Source organism: Catalinimonas alkaloidigena, from assembly GCF_900100765.1.
Taxonomy (GTDB): Bacteria; Bacteroidota; Bacteroidia; order Cytophagales; family Flexibacteraceae; genus Mooreia; species Mooreia alkaloidigena.
On record NZ_FNFO01000011.1, the window covers coordinates 229,413 to 245,741 of the forward strand.

The following is a 16,329-nucleotide window of genomic DNA, read 5'->3' on the forward strand; positions in this document are numbered from 1 at the left end:
GCTGCCGCGTTTATTCACACTCAAACTTGGCTCCTTTTTAGTAAAAATTTATGGAAGAGAACACACAGGTTCAATATACAGAAGATAGCATTCGGTCGCTCGACTGGCGTGAGCACATCCGCTTGCGTCCGGGCATGTACATCGGGAAACTCGGAGACGGAACGGCCTACGACGATGGGATCTACGTCTTGGTCAAAGAGATTCTCGACAACTCCATCGATGAACACATGATGGGCCACGGGCGTGTGATCGACATAAAAGTGTCGGAACACAGCGTTGAGGTACGCGATTACGGGCGGGGCATTCCGCTCGGAAAAGTGGTAGACTGCGTTTCGAAAATCAACACCGGTGGGAAGTACGACAGCGGAGCTTTTCAGAAGTCGGTAGGGCTGAACGGCGTCGGGACCAAAGCGGTCAATGCCCTGTCTACGTACTTCAAAGTGCAGTCGGTACGCGACGGAAAAACAAAGTGGGCCGAGTTTGAGCAAGGGGTTCTCAAAGACGACCCTAAGCCCGTTGACTCAAACGAACCGAACGGTACGTTGATTCAATTTCGGCCCGATCCGACCATCTTCAAAAACTATCATTTTATTCCTGGATTTCTGGAAGAGCAAATCTGGAATTATGTGTTTTTGAATGCCGGTTTGAGTATCCATTTTAATGGTAAAAAGTACTACTCAAAAGATGGACTTCTCGACCTCCTGAAACGGAAAGTAGACGAGGAAGAAATTCGGTACCCGATCATTCACCTCAAAGGGAATGATATTGAGCTGGCTTTGACGCACGGCAACCAGTACGGCGAAGAATACTACTCGTTTGTCAACGGACAATATACCACGCAGGGCGGAACGCATCTGCAGGCTTTCCGGTCGGCGGTGGTAGAAACGGTGCGCGACTTCTTCAATACGACCAAAAGCAAATCGTACGATGCGGCCGACATTCGCTCGGCCATTGTAGCGGCCATTGCGGTGCGCGTGCAGGAACCTGTGTTTGAGTCGCAGACCAAAACCAAGCTGGGTTCGCAGAGTGTAGGACCGAAGGGCCCTACGATGAACCGCTTCGTGGGCGATTTTCTAAAGAAGGAGCTGGACGATTTCTTGCACAAAAACAAGGAAACGGCCGATGCCCTCGAAGCACGCATCAAGCAGTCGGAGCGGGAGCGCAAAGAGATTGCCGGGATCAAAAAACTAGCAAACGAGCGCGCTAAGAAGGCCAACCTGCACAACCGGAAGTTGCGCGACTGTCGCGTTCACTACACCGACGAAAAGAACGATCTGCGGCACAACGCCACGCTGTTCATCACCGAGGGAGACTCGGCATCGGGTTCAATCACGAAATCGCGCGATGTGCAGTCGCAAGCCGTCTTTTCACTTCGTGGAAAGCCGTTGAATTGCTTTGGTCTGACCAAAAAGGTTGTGTACGAAAACGAAGAGTTTAACTTGTTGCAGCATGCGCTCAACATTGAAGATGGCCTGGAAGGGCTGCGTTACAACCGGATTGTGATTGCGACGGATGCCGACGTCGATGGTATGCACATTCGTCTGTTGCTGATGACGTTCTTCCTGCAGTTTTTTCCGGATTTGGTCCGGAACGGACATTTGTACATTCTGGAGACACCTTTGTTCCGCGTACGGAACAAGAAAGAGACGCATTACTGCTATTCGGAAGAAGAAAAGCTGGCGGCCATTCACAAGCTGGGCAACCGCCCGGAAATCACACGCTTTAAGGGACTTGGCGAAATTTCTCCGGATGAGTTTAAGATGTTCATCGGAGAGGACATGCGCCTGGAACCGGTCATTCTCAACAAGGAGACCCACATCACCAAGTTGCTGGCCTACTACATGGGAAAAAACTCGTCGGATCGTCAGCAGTTCATCATCGAAAACCTGCGGGTAGAGCAGGATCTGGTACGAGAGGAACCGTTACCCGAAGCGGTCTAGTGCGTTGTTACTAAAGTATTGAAATTAGATAAAGAAAAAGCCCGTCTGGAATTCCAGACGGGCTTTTTCTTACTAAACCACTTAAACCTTAAACTATAAAGGAAACGGGTCGATTAAGCTTTTATTATCGGGCCACTTCAACATTTATCCGCATACCCCGAATCTGGCTGCGCGACATGGTCTCGATCACCGACGAGGCGTGGTCGTTCGGCACGTCTACGAAGGTAAACGAATCGTAAATGTCGATGGCACCGATCTGATTCCCACGCAGATGCGTCTCACCGGCGATTGCGCCCACGATGTCCTGCGGACGTACGTTTGCGCGGCGCCCTACGTTGAAGAACAGGCGTGTCATGTGCGCGTCGTCAGATTGAGCCCGCGCCGGACGATTCCGACGGCCACTTGTGCGCTCGTTGCGTTGCTGGCGCGAAGAAGCACCGCGTTCGCGCGGCGCATCTTCGAAGCGAACGTTCTCGAAGCTATCCGCAATGTTGCCCATGTTCATGTTGATCAGGGCCGCAATTACATCGCGCGCGGGGTAGCCGGCCTCTGCCAGGTCGTCGATCAGGTCGTCGAACTCATCGGTAGGCGGGTTGGCGTCGATCGTCTGTTTCAGCGTTTCGGCAAAACGTTGCTTTTTAACCGCCACCAGTTCCTCGATCGAAGGCAATTCGCCCCGCTCAATGTTGGCTTTGGTGTAACGCATAATGCCCTTCAAACGGCCAAAGTCGCGTCCGGTCACAAACGTAATGGCCAGCCCGGTTTTACCCGCGCGCCCGGTCCGTCCGATGCGGTGGACGTACGCCTCTTCGTCGAGCGGCACATCGTAGTTGAACACCGCCTCAATATCGTCTACATCAATGCCGCGGGCCGCTACGTCGGTAGCCACCAGGATGTTGACGATCCCTTTGCGGAAGCGCCCCATCACGTGGTTGCGTTGCGCCTGTTTCAGGTCGCCGTGCAGTGCCTCGGCGTCAAAGCCTTTCGCCTGCAATTGCGTTACCAGTTCGTCTACCTGCGCCTTGGTATTACAGAATACGAGCGAAAGCTGAATGTTATAATAATGCGTCAAGCGCGAAAACGCTTCCAGTTTGGCACCACCGCGCACTTCAAAAAACTTCTGCTCGATCGTGTCGGTCGTCAGTTCTTTGCGTGTGATGCGGACCATCACGGGGTCGTGCTGGTAACGGCGGGTCAGGTCCAGAATTTCGGGAGGCATTGTTGCCGAGAAGAAGACCGTCTGCCGTGCTTCGGACGTATGCTGGATGATCTCTTCCATGTCGTCACGGAAGCCCATGTTAAGCATCTCGTCGGCTTCATCCAGCACGAGGTAACGCACGTTGTCAAGCTTCAGCGTGCCGCGGTTCAGGTGGTCGATCACCCGACCGGGCGTACCGACGACAATTTGTACACCACGTTTCAGATCCCGAATCTGCGGATCGTACGAAGCACCTCCGTAAAGCGTCGTAAGGTTCAGTCCGGCCTTGTGTTTGGAAAGCTTGCGCATTTCTTCTGTCACCTGCTGGGCCAGTTCGCGGGTCGGGCACAGGATGATAACCTGCACCGAGCGGTCGTTGGTATCAACGCGTTCGATGGCCGGAATGCCAAACGAAGCGGTTTTACCGGTACCCGTCTGGGCCTGGCCGGTGAAATCGCGACCTTCGAGCAACACAGGAATGGATTGGGCCTGGATAGGCGTAGGCTGTTCAAAGCCCATGTCGGTCACTGCCTGCAACACCTCCGGAGAGAGCGGCAGCTCCGAGAACAACAAAGTTTCTTGCATGTATTGGGTTCAACCAAAAGAATCCGCTGAACCCACACTACGAAGCGCCTGAGCGCGAGAGGAAAATTCTGTTCGCTACGAAAACGAACCGGAAGGCCAATCGGGTGGACGGGTCCACCTTCTTAAAGAGGGTTCTCTGAATTCGGCCGCAAATATATGCAATCAAGTTGTAATAAACAACTTGATTTTGTAGCGTAAACGCTTATCGACTTGCAGAACGAAAGTTTAGGCAGATTCTGATGCCTGAGTCACCGCAATACGTCGCTTTCGCCGGCTCACCTTCGGTACGCTACGCCGTGGTATCTGTTTCTTCGGGAGAATATTACATCGTTGATTATGACCGGTTAAGCGATTAGGTTTTGCCATTGGGCTATAAAAACCGGTAAGTCGTGGACATGACTTAAGGGAGTTGCACCGCGTTAACCGACAGAGATAGTGCATGAAAAATAAGCGCTGTCGCTGGTCAAAAGCGCCTGATGCTCTCAAACGAACGCAAGCGAGTGGCCGCAGGACGTTGTCTGCATGCACCGAAAAAAGCTCCTTTGCTATGATGGTGAAGCACATAAGTTAACAGATTGGCCTATTTTCTTACATTCTGGTGGGGTAAACCATCTCTTTTAGCAGACGTAAAAACATTTTTATCGGGTACATTTCTAACATAGAGAGAAATCCTCAACGTATGGTTTAAACGTAACGCAAAACCACTCCACCGAGACGCCACGAGCTTTATGGCGTGGGCGCCTCAACCCTTCGCACGATGCGATTCTGAATAGTTTTCAAGCAACCTTATACACCTATGGAGAAGCCATTAAAATCGATCCTGATTGTCGACGACGATGAAGTGAGTAACATGATTACTACCTTAACCCTGAATGCTCATCACGTCACTCAAGAGGTGCACACGGTGCTGAATGGCGTTGCTGCCATTGACTACCTGAAAACCCAGCGCGGCAATTTTCCACAACTGATTTTGTTGGACATCAACATGCCCCTGATGAACGGGATGGAATTTTTAGAATACTGGCAGCAAAATAACCTGACGGGTTCCGCAAAAATCAGCATGTATACTACCTCGATCCGTCATGAAGATAAAGAACAGGCCTTTCAGTACGAGGACGTAATCGCGTACATCGAAAAGCCGCTGTCCAAAGATAAAATCGATAACATCCTGCGGGTGTTGCAGTTGAAAGAAACGTATCGCAGCTAACTGAGTTGAGCACCTCGGTATGAGGAGAAGGCGTGCGGTCAGCCATGGCTGCACCTTTTTCTTATGTAGTCTTTACACCCCTCCGTCGGTTGTTGCATTCTTTTTATCGTTAACACTTGAATAATGATTACATTCGTGGGGACCAAACATGGCCCACCCACGGCCACTCATGCGCATGTTTTTTTGCCATGGCGTTGTCTAAAAATCTCGCCTCAACGCGCCGAGGGCAGTATGGGTAAGAAACACAACGGAAACGACGTGTTGTGGCAGCCTGTTGAACCTAAGGACCAGACCAACAATGGCTAAGCAAACCTCCCGACAGACGACCCACTCGCTAAAAATTGAGGGAGCGGTATCTTCCATGAGTTTGCTGCTCGATCGGCAGGGAACTCTACTGGCGGCTACATCGCCGGACGTCTTTCAGACGGGAGCCTCCGGCCTGATGGTCGGGCACCCTTTCGCGGCACTTTTCGAGGAACAGGATCGCCAGCAGGGAACGCCTGCGCGGCTGTTGTCGGAAACGCTGGTGCAGGGAGAAGCGACCTACACGGCACGCAGGCAGGACGCAGCCCCGTTGCAATTAACGGTCAGCCCTCTGTTTGATGACCAGCGTGCCCACCAGGGCTACCTGTGTACCCTGCAGAGCCCCACGCCAGAGGGACCGTCGTCAGACCACCTGTTGCGCGAAATTGAGCAAGTAGAAAAGCAGTTGGAATCGCTGCGCTACGCCGTGTCGCACGACCTGAAAGCTCCGTTGCGCGCCATCATGAGCTACAGTCAGATTCTGGAGGAAGAGTTTCAGGAACAACTGGACGAAGAAGGCGTACGGGTGCTGAAAATTCTGATGAAGAATGCGCACCGGCTCGGCCAGCGCCTCGACGTCATTCTGGAAATGTCACGACTGGACCGAAAAGCCCTGACCTGCGAAACGCTCGACATGACGCAACTCTTCACCAACGTACTGGACGAACTGCGGCAGAAGGAGCCGGAACAGCGACAGATCGACGCACAGATCGATACGCTGCCGCCGGCCTTTGGCGATCGGGAACTGATGAAAGGAGTGGCGACGCAACTCCTTTCCAACGCCCTGAAGTTCAGCTCTCCCCGCGAAACCACCGCGGTACACATCGGGGGGGAGGCAACCGGGGCGGAAGTTCGTTACTTCGTGCAGGATAACGGAGTGGGGTACGACGACCGCTATGCAGACCAACTCTTTCAGCCTTTCAAACGTTTGCACAAAGAGCGGGACTTTGAAGGAATGGGCATAGGCCTCACCGTGGCGGCGTCTATTCTGGCAAAACACGGGGGACGGATCTGGGGCGAAAGCACCCTGGAAGAAGGCGCCACCTTCTTCTTTACGTTGCCAACACAAACATCACCATCATGACACAAACTCAAGGAGCTACTGTTTTATTCATCGAAGACAGTGATGAAGATGCCGACCTGGCCCTGCGTTCGTTTCGAAAGCACGGCCTGAAACAAGGAGTCAAGTGGATTGACGACGGGCAGGAAGCCCTGGATTACCTGCTGGGCGAAGGCAAGTATGCCTCCAGTCCGCCGCCCTTGCCCAAGGTAATCTTGCTGGACCTGAAACTACCCAAAGTAGGCGGGCTGGAAATTCTGGAGCGCATCAAAGCCGACGCCCGTCGCAAACACGTGCCGGTAATCGTGCTGACGTCTTCCAACCAGACGGTCGACGTGGAGCGCGCCTACCAGAGCGGAGCCAATAGCTACATCGTAAAACCCGTAGATTATACCAAGTTTTCGGACGTGATCGGGCAGTTGGGCATTTACTGGCTGGGCGTTAACGTAGCGAACGATACCAGCAACCTATGAAGATAAGCGTCACCGAGTCGTACCGAACCCTCAAAATCCTGTTGTTGGAAGACAGCGAAGACGATGCCGAACTCATTCAGCGAGAGCTGGAAAAGGCCGGCTACATTCTGAACCTGGTCCTGGTAGAAGACGAAAAAGAGTTTCGGTTCGCCTTGCAGGATTTCCAGCCCGATCTGATTTTGTCCGACTACCTTTTGCCCGCTTTCTCGGGATTTTACGCCCTTCGTATTGCGCAGGCAGAAGCACCCGAAATACCGTTTATATTTGTGAGCGGAGCCGTAGGAGAGGAGATCGCCGCGGAAACCATTCTGGACGGTGCTTCCGGATTTGTGCTTAAATCGAACCTGCGCAAACTCCCGCTGCTAATCAATCAGGTTTTCTCGAAAGAGGGAAACTGGCTGCACAAGCGCATCAAAAAAACCAGCGAACGTGCGCACGATCGCATTCGTGCTAATTTAGACGCCCTGGACCGACTAGAGCGCTTTTTAGACAAAGTCCCACCTGAACAGGATACCGGCGACCGCAACGAAGCGGAGCAGGATCTGCGTTCGTTGAAAAAGTACTTGTCGGATGACGACCAACCGAATGACCCAACAGGCCAATCATAAAAACACTATTCAGGACACGCCTTTGCCTGCGGAGGTAGACAACGCCCCCCGGCAGGATGAGCTTTATACCGTTGCCATCGGCGCCTCGGCAGGCGGACTGGAGGCGATCAACGCTTTCTTCGAAAAAGTACCGGCCGACTCGGGGCTTTGCTTTGTGCTGATTCAGCACCTGTCTCCCGACTACAAATCCATGATGCCGGAACTGTTGTCCAAACACACCGTACTGCCCATTCATAAGATCAGCGACGGAGATCAGCTGCAAGCCAACGTCATCTATGCCATTCCGGCCGACCACAACATTACCATCAAAGACGGGGTGTTTCAACTGGAAAGGCGGAACGATACCAAGTCGTTGAACCTGCCGATCAACCTCTTCATGAAATCCTTGGCCGAAGACCAGGGCGGGCGGGCCATCGGGGTGGTGTTGTCGGGAACGGGCAGCGATGCAACGCTGGGGTTTGAAGCGTTGAAACAGCACGGTGGCATGGTCATCGCGCAAGATCCGGTCTCGGCCGCCTTCGACGGGATGCCCCGCAGTGCCATCGCCACCGGGCTGGTCGATTTTATTCTCCACCCGTCGCGGATGGCCGACACCATCATCAACTACATCCGCAAGTCGGCCGTAGAGTTGCCGGACCTTGCCCCGCACAGCGAAGAAGACGAGATCCACACGATCCTGAGTCTGATTCTGCAGCGAACGGGGATGGATTTTCACCAGTACAAAAAAACGACCATTGTGCGGCGTGTCGAGCGGCGCATGAACCTGCAGAACATCCGCTCGCGGGAGAGTTACATCCAGTACCTGCGCAACGATCCGTACGAAATCGATCTGCTGTCGGCCGACATGCTGATCAACGTCACGAGCTTTTTCCGGGACGCGAATGCCTACGAAGTGCTCAACGAGAAGGTAATCGAGCCGTTGGTACGCGACCACGAGGGCGCGCGGGAATTGCGTTTCTGGATTGCAGGGTGCTCTACCGGGCAGGAAGCCTATTCGGTCACGATGCTGCTGCTGGAGGCCATTCGCAAGTACGGCAAAAAGGTGCCGTTGAAAATCTTTGCGACCGATGTGGACCAACGCGCCCTCGACGTAGCCAGCAAAGGCGAGTATCCTGAATCGATCGAAAGCGAAATTCCGGCGGCGTTGCTGGTGCGCTATTTTCAGAAACAGGAGCACCACTTTCAGGTGAACAAAGAATTACGCGAGCGGATCATCTTCGCCAAACATGACCTGACGAAAGATCCGCCGTTCAATTCCATTCACCTGATCAGCTGCCGCAACATGCTGATCTACATCGAACCCGACGCGCAGGAGAAAATCCTGTCGTTCATTCACTTTGCTCTGGTCGAAAAGGGCTTCCTGTTTCTGGGACCCAGCGAAAACCTGGGCAACTACAACCGGGTATTCGACGAAGTGAGCGGCAAGCACAAGCTCTATCAAAACACGTCGTCGGCCCAAACGATCAACCTGCCCAAGCTGCGGCCGTTCGAGCACCGGCGTATACACCCCGCGGTGGCCAAGCCTTCGCACGCGCTGACCTCGTTTGCCGAACCCCGCATTCTCGACAATTTCAAGGACATGCTGCTCGAAGACATGGTGTCGCCCACGGCCATCATCGACGAGCAGAACAACGTAGTTCACCTGGCCGGCGAGGCCGAGCGCTTTATCAAATTGCCCAAAAAGCAACTGTCGCTCAACATCCTCAAGATGGTCGACGAACAGTTGTACGTGGCGGTAAGTAACGTGATTTCCAAAACCCGCATCAACAAGGGCAAAATCACGTCGCCACTGTTGGAATACGAGGTGGAAGCGGGGCAGAAAACCCTGGTGAGCGTGGTCGGGAAATCGTACACCGAACCGCTGTCGCGCACACGCTACAGCATTCTGAGCTTTATTGAAGCGCCCCTGATGGAGCGTTCCGACGAGGTGGTGAACAACACGCAGTTCAACCTGGAACAGACGGCGCACATCCTGCGGTTGGAAGAAGACCTAAAGGAAACCAAGGAGTTTTTGCAGGCCGCCAACGAAGAGCTCGAAACCTCGAACGAAGAGTTGCAGGCGACCAACGAGGAACTGATGGCCGCCAACGAGGAGTTGCAGAGCAGCAACGAAGAGCTGCAATCGGTCAACGAAGAGCTGTATACCGTCAACAACGAGTACCAGGAGAAGCTCCTTGAGATGACGGATCTGAACGATGACCTCAACAACTTTATTCAGAGTACCCACATCCCGACCCTGTTCCTGGACCTGAACTACAACATCAGGCGGTTTACGGACGAAATCCGGCCGCTGATCAAAGTGACTCCCAGCGACGAAGGGCGGTATGTCGGCGACTTTACCCACTTGTTTCAGCAACTGAACCTGATTCAGGTAGCCGAACAGGTCATCGATAATTTCCATTCGGTCGAGCAGGAAGTCACCACGACGCAGGGCGACGTGTACCAGATGCGGGCCATGCCCTACAAAACGTCCAAGAAGGAGGTGCGCGGCGTGGTATTTACGTTCATCGAACTGACCCGGCAGAAGAAAACCGAACGCGATCTGTTGCACAAGGCGCAGGAACTGGAACGCAGCAACCACGACCTGGAGCAGTTTGCTTACGTCGCGTCACACGACCTGAAAGCCCCCATCAGTAACCTGATGGGATTGATTAACCTGATCAAAGCCCAGGACGGTATTCAGGAAAACTCGGCCGATCTGTTCAAGAAACTGGAAAGTTCGGTGATGCGCATGAATACCACCATCCGCACGCTCAACGAGGTCATTACCCTGAAAAAGAACCTGGACCTGCCCCCGGAAAAACTTGTGGTGCAGAAGGTGCTGAACGACGTGATCGACCTGATTCAGGACCAGGTGACGCAGAGCCAGGCGCAGATCGAGACCGACTTCAGTGCGTGCGAAACTTTGTACTTCCCGGAGGTGCACCTGCGCAGCATTTTGCAGAATACGATCACCAACGCCATCAAGTACCGCCAGCCCAACCGGACGTTGCACATTCTCATTCGGACCGCGATCGAGGGCGATACGGTTTGCCTGTCTGTTGTCGACAACGGCCGGGGGATTGATCTGCAATCGTACGGGAACAAACTGTTTGGCTTGTTTCAGCGATTCCACCTCGATACGCCGGGCAAGGGCATTGGGCTGCACATCATCAAATCGATCGTCGAGAAGTACGGGGGGCGTATTGAGGTCGACAGCCAGTTGCAAAAGGGCACGACGTTTCGCATTTATCTGAAAAAAGGAAATTCTGTCAAATCGGCGTCGGCAGCCGCCGCCAGCGAGTAAAGGTGTTGAACCAGGAGGTTTGCATGCATAAATTAAGGCATATTCTGATCATCGATGACGATGAAGTGAGCAACATGCTCACCCAAATTACCCTCAATAGCGCGGCCGCCGCCGATCGGGTGAGTACCGTTCTGAATGGCAAGGAAGCTGTAGATCGGCTGGAAAGCGCGCAGGAGCCTTTTCCGGACCTGATTCTGCTCGACATCAACATGCCGTTGATGAACGGCTTCGAGTTTCTCGAATATTGGACGCGAAACGGTTTCACGGGGTACTCCAAAATTTCCATGTATACCACCTCCATTCGGGACGAAGACAAGGCACTGGCCGCTCAGTACCCGGATGTGATCGCTTACATGGAAAAGTCGCTGAACGAAGAGAAGATCAACCATCTGTTGACGCTGCTGGAATCGCAGTAGCGTCACGCTGTTACGCACCCATCACCACCACCACGCGCATGAACACTACGCTCACGGGCAGTGCCCGGCTTTTAAAAACCAGTAGTTACTACGGCGTAGCGGGCGTGGCGGTGGTGGCCGTGTTGGTGCTGATCGGCTGGACGTTCGATCTGGAAGTGCTGAAGCGGGTGATTCCGGGTGTGGTGGCCATGAATCCTCTGACGGCCACATTGTTCTTGTTCTGCGCCCTCAGCTGGTCGCTGGACAACGTCTTCTGGAAAAAGAGCCGGTTGCCCAGTCAACTCTTTGCCGTGGCGGTGGTGGTCATCGCCCTGTTGCGACTGATTGACTACACGTTGAAGATGGAGTACGGGATCGATACCGTGCTGTTTGCCGAAAAACTGACCGAAGACCGCGATTTGGGCATCTCAAACCGCATGGCCGTCAACACGGCGTTCTGTTTTCTGTTGTCCGGAACGGCGCTCTTTTTTTACACCTCGGTGCATCGCTGGCGTTTCCATGTGGCCGAAGGTGCCGCGTTGCTCACGCTGTTTACGGCCCTGTTGGCCCTCATCGGTTACGTATATGTCGTCGATATCTTTTTCGACCTGCTGGTGAATCTGCCCATGGCCCTACACACGGCATTTAGCTTCATCCTCCTGTCGCTGAGCATTCTGTTTACCCATCCGACGCGGGGCATGGTGGCCGAAATTACCAGCCCCTGGGCCGGTGGCATCGTGGCGCGCAAGCTGATACCGGTGGTGGTGCTGGTGCCGGTTTTTCTGGGGGGCACGTTGCTGCTGGGCCAGTGGCAAAACGCCTACGGAAGTGATTTCGGCATCGCGGTATATACCTTGTGTGTGATCGTACTCCTGGTCATTGTGAGCCTGGGCATCATCCGCTCGCTGAATAAATCCGACGAAGGGCGCGTCGTGGCCGAGATGTCGTTGATGCACGCCAACACCGCGTTGCGCCAGCGTACCGGCGACCTGGAGCGCACCAACCGCGAGCTGGAGGCATTTACCTATTCGGTGAGCCACGACCTGCGTACGCCGCTGCGTGCCATCAACGGCTACGTCAAATTACTGCGCGAAGACCATGCACAGGAGCTGGGCTCTGAGGGCGGCGATTTACTGGGCATCATCCAGCGCAACTCCGACAAAATGAACGCCCTGATCGATGACTTACTCTGGTACGCACGCGTGGGGCGCTCGGAGATGAAGGTGACCCGCGTAGATTTGAACGAACTGATCGACACGGTTCTGAAAGACTTGTCGGCGGCCCAGCCGCATCAGGCGAAGGTGCAGGTAGAGGCGGTGCCGGCCGTCAAAGGCGATCCGATTCTGTTGAGCTTTTTGTGGCAGAACCTCCTGTCGAACGCCCTCAAGTACTCTTCCAAAAAACCGCAGCCCGAAGTGCACGTGGGCCACCGTGTGCAGGACAAGCAGGTGGTTTACTTTGTCCGTGACAACGGGGCCGGGTTCGACATGCGCCACTACAACGAACTGTTCGGAGTGTTTCACCGCCTCCATTCCGACAAGGAATTCAAGGGCACCGGCGTGGGGCTGGCCATCGCACAGAAGATCGTGGAGAAACACCACGGGAAAATCTGGGCCGAGGGCAAAGTGGGAGAGGGGGCTACGTTTTACGTAACCCTGGGTGCCGCAGAAGCCTAGCGCCTCCGCGCGGATGTCGGGATTGTACAAGCCTGCCTCATGCCGACGGGGCTACTTTTGTGTACTTCCCCTTTGCACCATGGCACTCCCCGCTTCTACCGCCACTGCCGTTCGTCCCAAAAAACGCCTTGCCACGTGGCAGTTAGCACTGCTGGGCGGTTTGCTGTTCATCGGGCACGTCCTGATCTTTGTAGGGATGGGCTGCGCCACCGGGCAAATGCCGCCAGACCTGCCCGACACGTGGATGGGCCGCCTGGACGGCGCAGTGTTCTTCTCGATCTATACCGCAATTGGAGCCACGTTGGTGCGCCTGGCCGAGCAGGTCGGCACGTGGGTACGCTATCCGGCCGCGCTACTGGCTTCGGTCGGAATGGCCTGCGGCCTGGCCGGGAGCATGGTCATGGTGCTCGATCTGCACGTGCACGTGATGCAAAGTCTGCCCCTCGGGCCGGGCATCCTGCTTCTGTTTGTCAGTGCCTTGCTGGTTGGGGGAACAGGTTGGGCAAACCGGCGCATCGGCCGCCCCGTTTGCGTGGGTCTGATGCTGTTCGCCCTGTCGACCGTTCCGCTGGCGATGGCCTTCCCGATGCTGGAACCCTGGCTCCCGATGTACGTGCTCTACGATTTCCATTTTCTGCCGGTTGGGCTCGGCTGGATAGCCCTGGCCTGGCAACTGCGGCGCGAAGAAATCCTGTCTGCGTCACGCTAGACCGTCGGGTATTCCCACGGACCCCGGTACGGGCGACTGAGCAAGTGGTTAGCCTCCACATCGTTCGGGATCTCTTCTTTTTCGCCGTCCCAGGCGATGCCGCGCCCCAATTTGTACGACAGCATGCCCAACAAGCTCATGCTCGTGGAACGATGCCCGATTTCAATGTCGCACATCGGCGGTCGTTTGCGGGTGATCGATGCCAGAAAGTCGGCCCACAGTTCAGGAATGTTCTGCTGGTCGGGTTCGTGCAGCTTCGGTTCCTGGTGAACGATCTGCCGGTTTTTGTCGGCCGGGTAGAACGTCCACCCGTCGATCCACCCCAGGTGAAGCGTGCCCTCCGTACCGTAGAAATAACACCCGATGTTATGCTTTTCTGCCTGATTGGCCGCGTAGAGCCGGTGTTCCCACTCCACTACAAAATCCTCGAATTCGTACTGTACCGATTGCGTGTCGGGCGCGGTGGTCGTGTCTTCTTTGATGAACCTTCCTCCGACCGACGAGATGCGTTTCGGGTATTTCTCTTCCGTCCACCACAAAATCTGGTCGAGCCAGTGGATGCCCCAGTCGCCGAGTTGACCGTTCGCGTAATCGAGGAACATGCGGAACCCTTTCGGGTGGATGCGTGGATTGAACGCCCGCAGTGGCGCCGGTCCGCACCAGAAATCCCAATCGAGGCCGGCCGGTGGCTCTTCGTCGGGTGTTACCTCCCCGGGGCCTCCACCGTAGTGGACAAACGCCCGTACCATCCCGATCTTACCGACTTTCCCCGAACGCAGAAATTCCATCGCCGACTGGTTGTGCGGCGAGGCGCGCCGGTGCGTCCCGACCTGCATCTGGATGCCGTTGCGGCGGGCGGCGTTCACCATCGCCCGGCCTTCCCGCAGCGTATGGCTGATGGGTTTCTCGACGTAAACGTGTGCTCCCGCGTCGGCTGCCGCAATGGCGATGAGCGGGTGCCAGTGGTCGGGCGTCGCGACGATTACGATCTCAAGTTTCTCTTTGGCCAGGAGTTCACGGTAGTCGCGGTACAGCTTGGGGCGGTCGTTGCTCAGTTTGCGGACTTCGTCGGCCGCGGGTTGCAACTGGTGCTGGTCCACGTCGCACATCGCCACCACCTTGGAGGCACCCGCCGCCATGGCAGTCCGCAGGATGTTCATGCCCCACCAGCCGGAGCCGATCAGTGCCGTACGGTAGGGGGATGCGCGCGATAGCGCAGGGTAAAGGGGAAGGGCCGAATACGCCAGACTGGCGGCCGCGGTGGTGGTGAGAAAATGGCGACGATTCATAAGGGAGAAACGTAATCGGAAACGGTGGTTTTGCGGATGGAAAAAAAGGAAGGACAACGCCTGATGCGACCGTCTTATTTTCCGTACAGGGCTTTCCCGGCGGCTTCGTACTTGTCGCCTTTGGTCCAGGAAGGTTTCTTGGTCTGGTTGGCGATTTGTTCGGCCGTCAGCACAAAGGCTTTGGTAAACTTCACGACGTAGTCATAATCGAGCGATGCGGGTTCGTCGGCCGCCTGGTGGTAGTACTTCATCAGCGCTTCGTCGAAGGCGGTAGTGCCCGGAGCGTAGTTGACCGACGGCACGCCCTGCGCCGCAAAGCTGACGTTGTCGGAGCGGTCGTACAGGTTCTGTGCCGGAACCGGATCGTCGATGGCTTCCAGGCCATAGGCTGCCGCACTTTGGGTAAGGAGGTCGGTAACCGACGTTCGGTTGAACCCGATAATGGTCACCTTCGAGGTATCGTTGTAGCCCGCGCCGTCGGAATTGAGGTCGAACACGGTCTGTTTCAGCGGGAACAGCGGATGTGCAGCGTACCACGCACTGCCGAGCAACCCTACCTCTTCGGCATTGCAGGCCAGAAACACCACCGAACGTTTGGGCGGATGTTTCGCAAAATAGGCGGCGGTCGAGAGCATTGCCGTGACGCCCAGCGCATTGTCGCGGGCGCCGTTGTAGATCGAATCGCCTCCGTCAGAAGCCGCTTGTACCCCAATGTGGTCGAAGTGGGCCGACAGCACAAGGTACTGGTCGCGCAGCGCCGGGTCAGAACCTTTGATCCACCCCACCACGTTGGGCACGGTCACTTCGCCTTCGTACGCGCCGGCCAGAGTCAGCGACCCAGTCAGGTCGGTGGCCGCGCGCAAGCGATCGAGAAGCGAGCCGTCGTCGTCCAGAAGCCACGCCGCCGGCAACGGCTGGGCTGCGTTTTCCGGAACGGGAGTAAACGCCGTGTGTCCGAAGTAACTGAGCAGGCCCGCCCACGGAATGGCCTGCGGAGTGTACACTTCAATGAGGGCCCGCGCCCCGGCCTGCGAAGCGGCCTCTTTTTTCTGGGCCGTGATGTGGTAGAACGGTTGTTTGGGATCGGCCGTGCCCGCCTGGGCCACCAGAATCTTGCCTTTGACGTCTTTCCCGGCCAGGTCCTCTGGCATGCCGTACCCCACGAACAGCACCGGACCGGCATATTGCCCCGCCCGTGCGCTCGTAAAAATCAGGTCCTGATTCAACTGAAACGCTTCACGGCCCAAGGTCAACGTCGCCGAGGTAGGCGGTACGCGCTTCAGCAGCGCGACGGGTTGCAGGTAATCGTCCAGCCCGGGGGGCGTCAGGAGGCCCATCGCCTGGTACTGTTCGGCCAGATAGCGCGCCGCAATGGCGTTTTCGGGCGTGCCGGTAGCGCGTCCGCGCAGTTCGTCGGCGGCCAGAAATTCGATGTGGCTTTTGACCTGCGCAGGCTGCACGAAGGCATCGACGGTACTGGCCGCTTTCTGGGCCCACAGAGGCTGGTAAAGAAATGCTCCCGACAGGAGCAGCAATAGGGAACGGGCGCGAAGCATAACGGTTGGGTTGGGTGAGAAACGAAGGCAAAACGCCCCGTTGG

Annotated in this window: 12 protein-coding genes; 9 read left to right on the forward strand and 3 right to left on the reverse strand. The window is 55.7% G+C overall.

Annotated features, from left to right (window positions below; all coding sequences use genetic code 11):
- The first annotated feature begins 50 nt into the window (after window positions 1–50).
- Window positions 51–1,940 carry a DNA topoisomerase IV subunit B gene (locus BLR44_RS23535; protein WP_089686792.1) on the forward strand — a complete coding sequence of 630 codons (1,890 nt, stop codon included), beginning with the start codon at window positions 51–53 and terminating at the stop codon, window positions 1,938–1,940.
- A gap of 124 nt (window positions 1,941–2,064) precedes the next feature.
- Here the strand turns inward: BLR44_RS23535 and BLR44_RS23540 are convergent, their stop codons facing one another.
- Window positions 2,065–3,723 carry a DEAD/DEAH box helicase gene (locus tag BLR44_RS23540; RefSeq protein ID WP_089686794.1) on the reverse strand — a complete coding sequence of 553 codons (1,659 nt, stop codon included), beginning with the start codon at window positions 3,721–3,723 and terminating at the stop codon, window positions 2,065–2,067.
- A gap of 796 nt (window positions 3,724–4,519) precedes the next feature.
- On the opposite strand from BLR44_RS23540, the gene BLR44_RS23545 reads away from it, so the two are divergent.
- The 8 genes from BLR44_RS23545 (at window position 4,520) to BLR44_RS23580 (ending at window position 13,440) form a co-directional block, all read left to right on the forward strand.
- Window positions 4,520–4,930: a response regulator gene (locus BLR44_RS23545; RefSeq protein WP_089686796.1), complete on the forward strand. Its 411-nt coding sequence runs from the start codon at window positions 4,520–4,522 to the stop codon at window positions 4,928–4,930.
- Window positions 4,931–5,291: 361 nt separating this feature from the next.
- Complete coding sequence (locus tag BLR44_RS23550; RefSeq protein WP_218127164.1) at window positions 5,292–6,317, forward strand: sensor histidine kinase; 1,026 nt, start codon at window positions 5,292–5,294, stop codon at window positions 6,315–6,317.
- On the forward strand, window positions 6,314–6,766 hold the full coding sequence (locus BLR44_RS23555; RefSeq protein WP_089686800.1) for a response regulator: 453 nt from the start codon (window positions 6,314–6,316) through the stop codon (window positions 6,764–6,766). Before BLR44_RS23550 ends, BLR44_RS23555 begins: the two co-directional genes overlap by 4 nt.
- A complete protein-coding gene (locus BLR44_RS23560; protein WP_089686802.1) occupies window positions 6,763–7,374 on the forward strand; it encodes a response regulator in 612 nt (203 codons plus the stop codon). Before BLR44_RS23555 ends, BLR44_RS23560 begins: the two co-directional genes overlap by 4 nt.
- Window positions 7,337–10,660: a chemotaxis protein CheB gene (locus tag BLR44_RS23565; RefSeq protein WP_089686804.1), complete on the forward strand. Its 3,324-nt coding sequence runs from the start codon at window positions 7,337–7,339 to the stop codon at window positions 10,658–10,660. The genes BLR44_RS23560 and BLR44_RS23565 overlap by 38 nt, the downstream gene beginning before the upstream one ends.
- Window positions 10,661–10,683: 23 nt before the next feature.
- The gene (locus tag BLR44_RS23570) at window positions 10,684–11,076 is read left to right on the forward strand and encodes a response regulator (RefSeq protein ID WP_089686806.1); all 393 of its coding nucleotides are present in this window, start codon (window positions 10,684–10,686) and stop codon (window positions 11,074–11,076) included.
- A 38-nt stretch (window positions 11,077–11,114) separates the two neighbouring features.
- Complete coding sequence (locus tag BLR44_RS23575; protein ID WP_089686808.1) at window positions 11,115–12,731, forward strand: sensor histidine kinase; 1,617 nt, start codon at window positions 11,115–11,117, stop codon at window positions 12,729–12,731.
- 79 nt (window positions 12,732–12,810) lie between these two features.
- Window positions 12,811–13,440 (forward strand): hypothetical protein, encoded by a 630-nt coding sequence (locus BLR44_RS23580; RefSeq protein WP_089686810.1) that lies wholly within the window; start codon window positions 12,811–12,813, stop codon window positions 13,438–13,440.
- Here BLR44_RS23580 and BLR44_RS23585 read toward each other — a convergent pair.
- Together BLR44_RS23585 and BLR44_RS23590 are read right to left on the reverse strand one after the other, a co-directional pair.
- On the reverse strand, window positions 13,437–14,729 hold the full coding sequence (locus tag BLR44_RS23585) for a Gfo/Idh/MocA family protein (protein ID WP_089686812.1): 1,293 nt from the start codon (window positions 14,727–14,729) through the stop codon (window positions 13,437–13,439). The genes BLR44_RS23580 and BLR44_RS23585 overlap by 4 nt on opposite strands.
- A 74-nt stretch (window positions 14,730–14,803) precedes the next feature.
- Window positions 14,804–16,285, reverse strand: coding sequence for a M28 family peptidase (locus tag BLR44_RS23590; RefSeq protein WP_089686814.1), 1,482 nt, complete (start codon window positions 16,283–16,285; stop codon window positions 14,804–14,806).
- Between the last annotated feature and the right edge of the window lie 44 nt (window positions 16,286–16,329).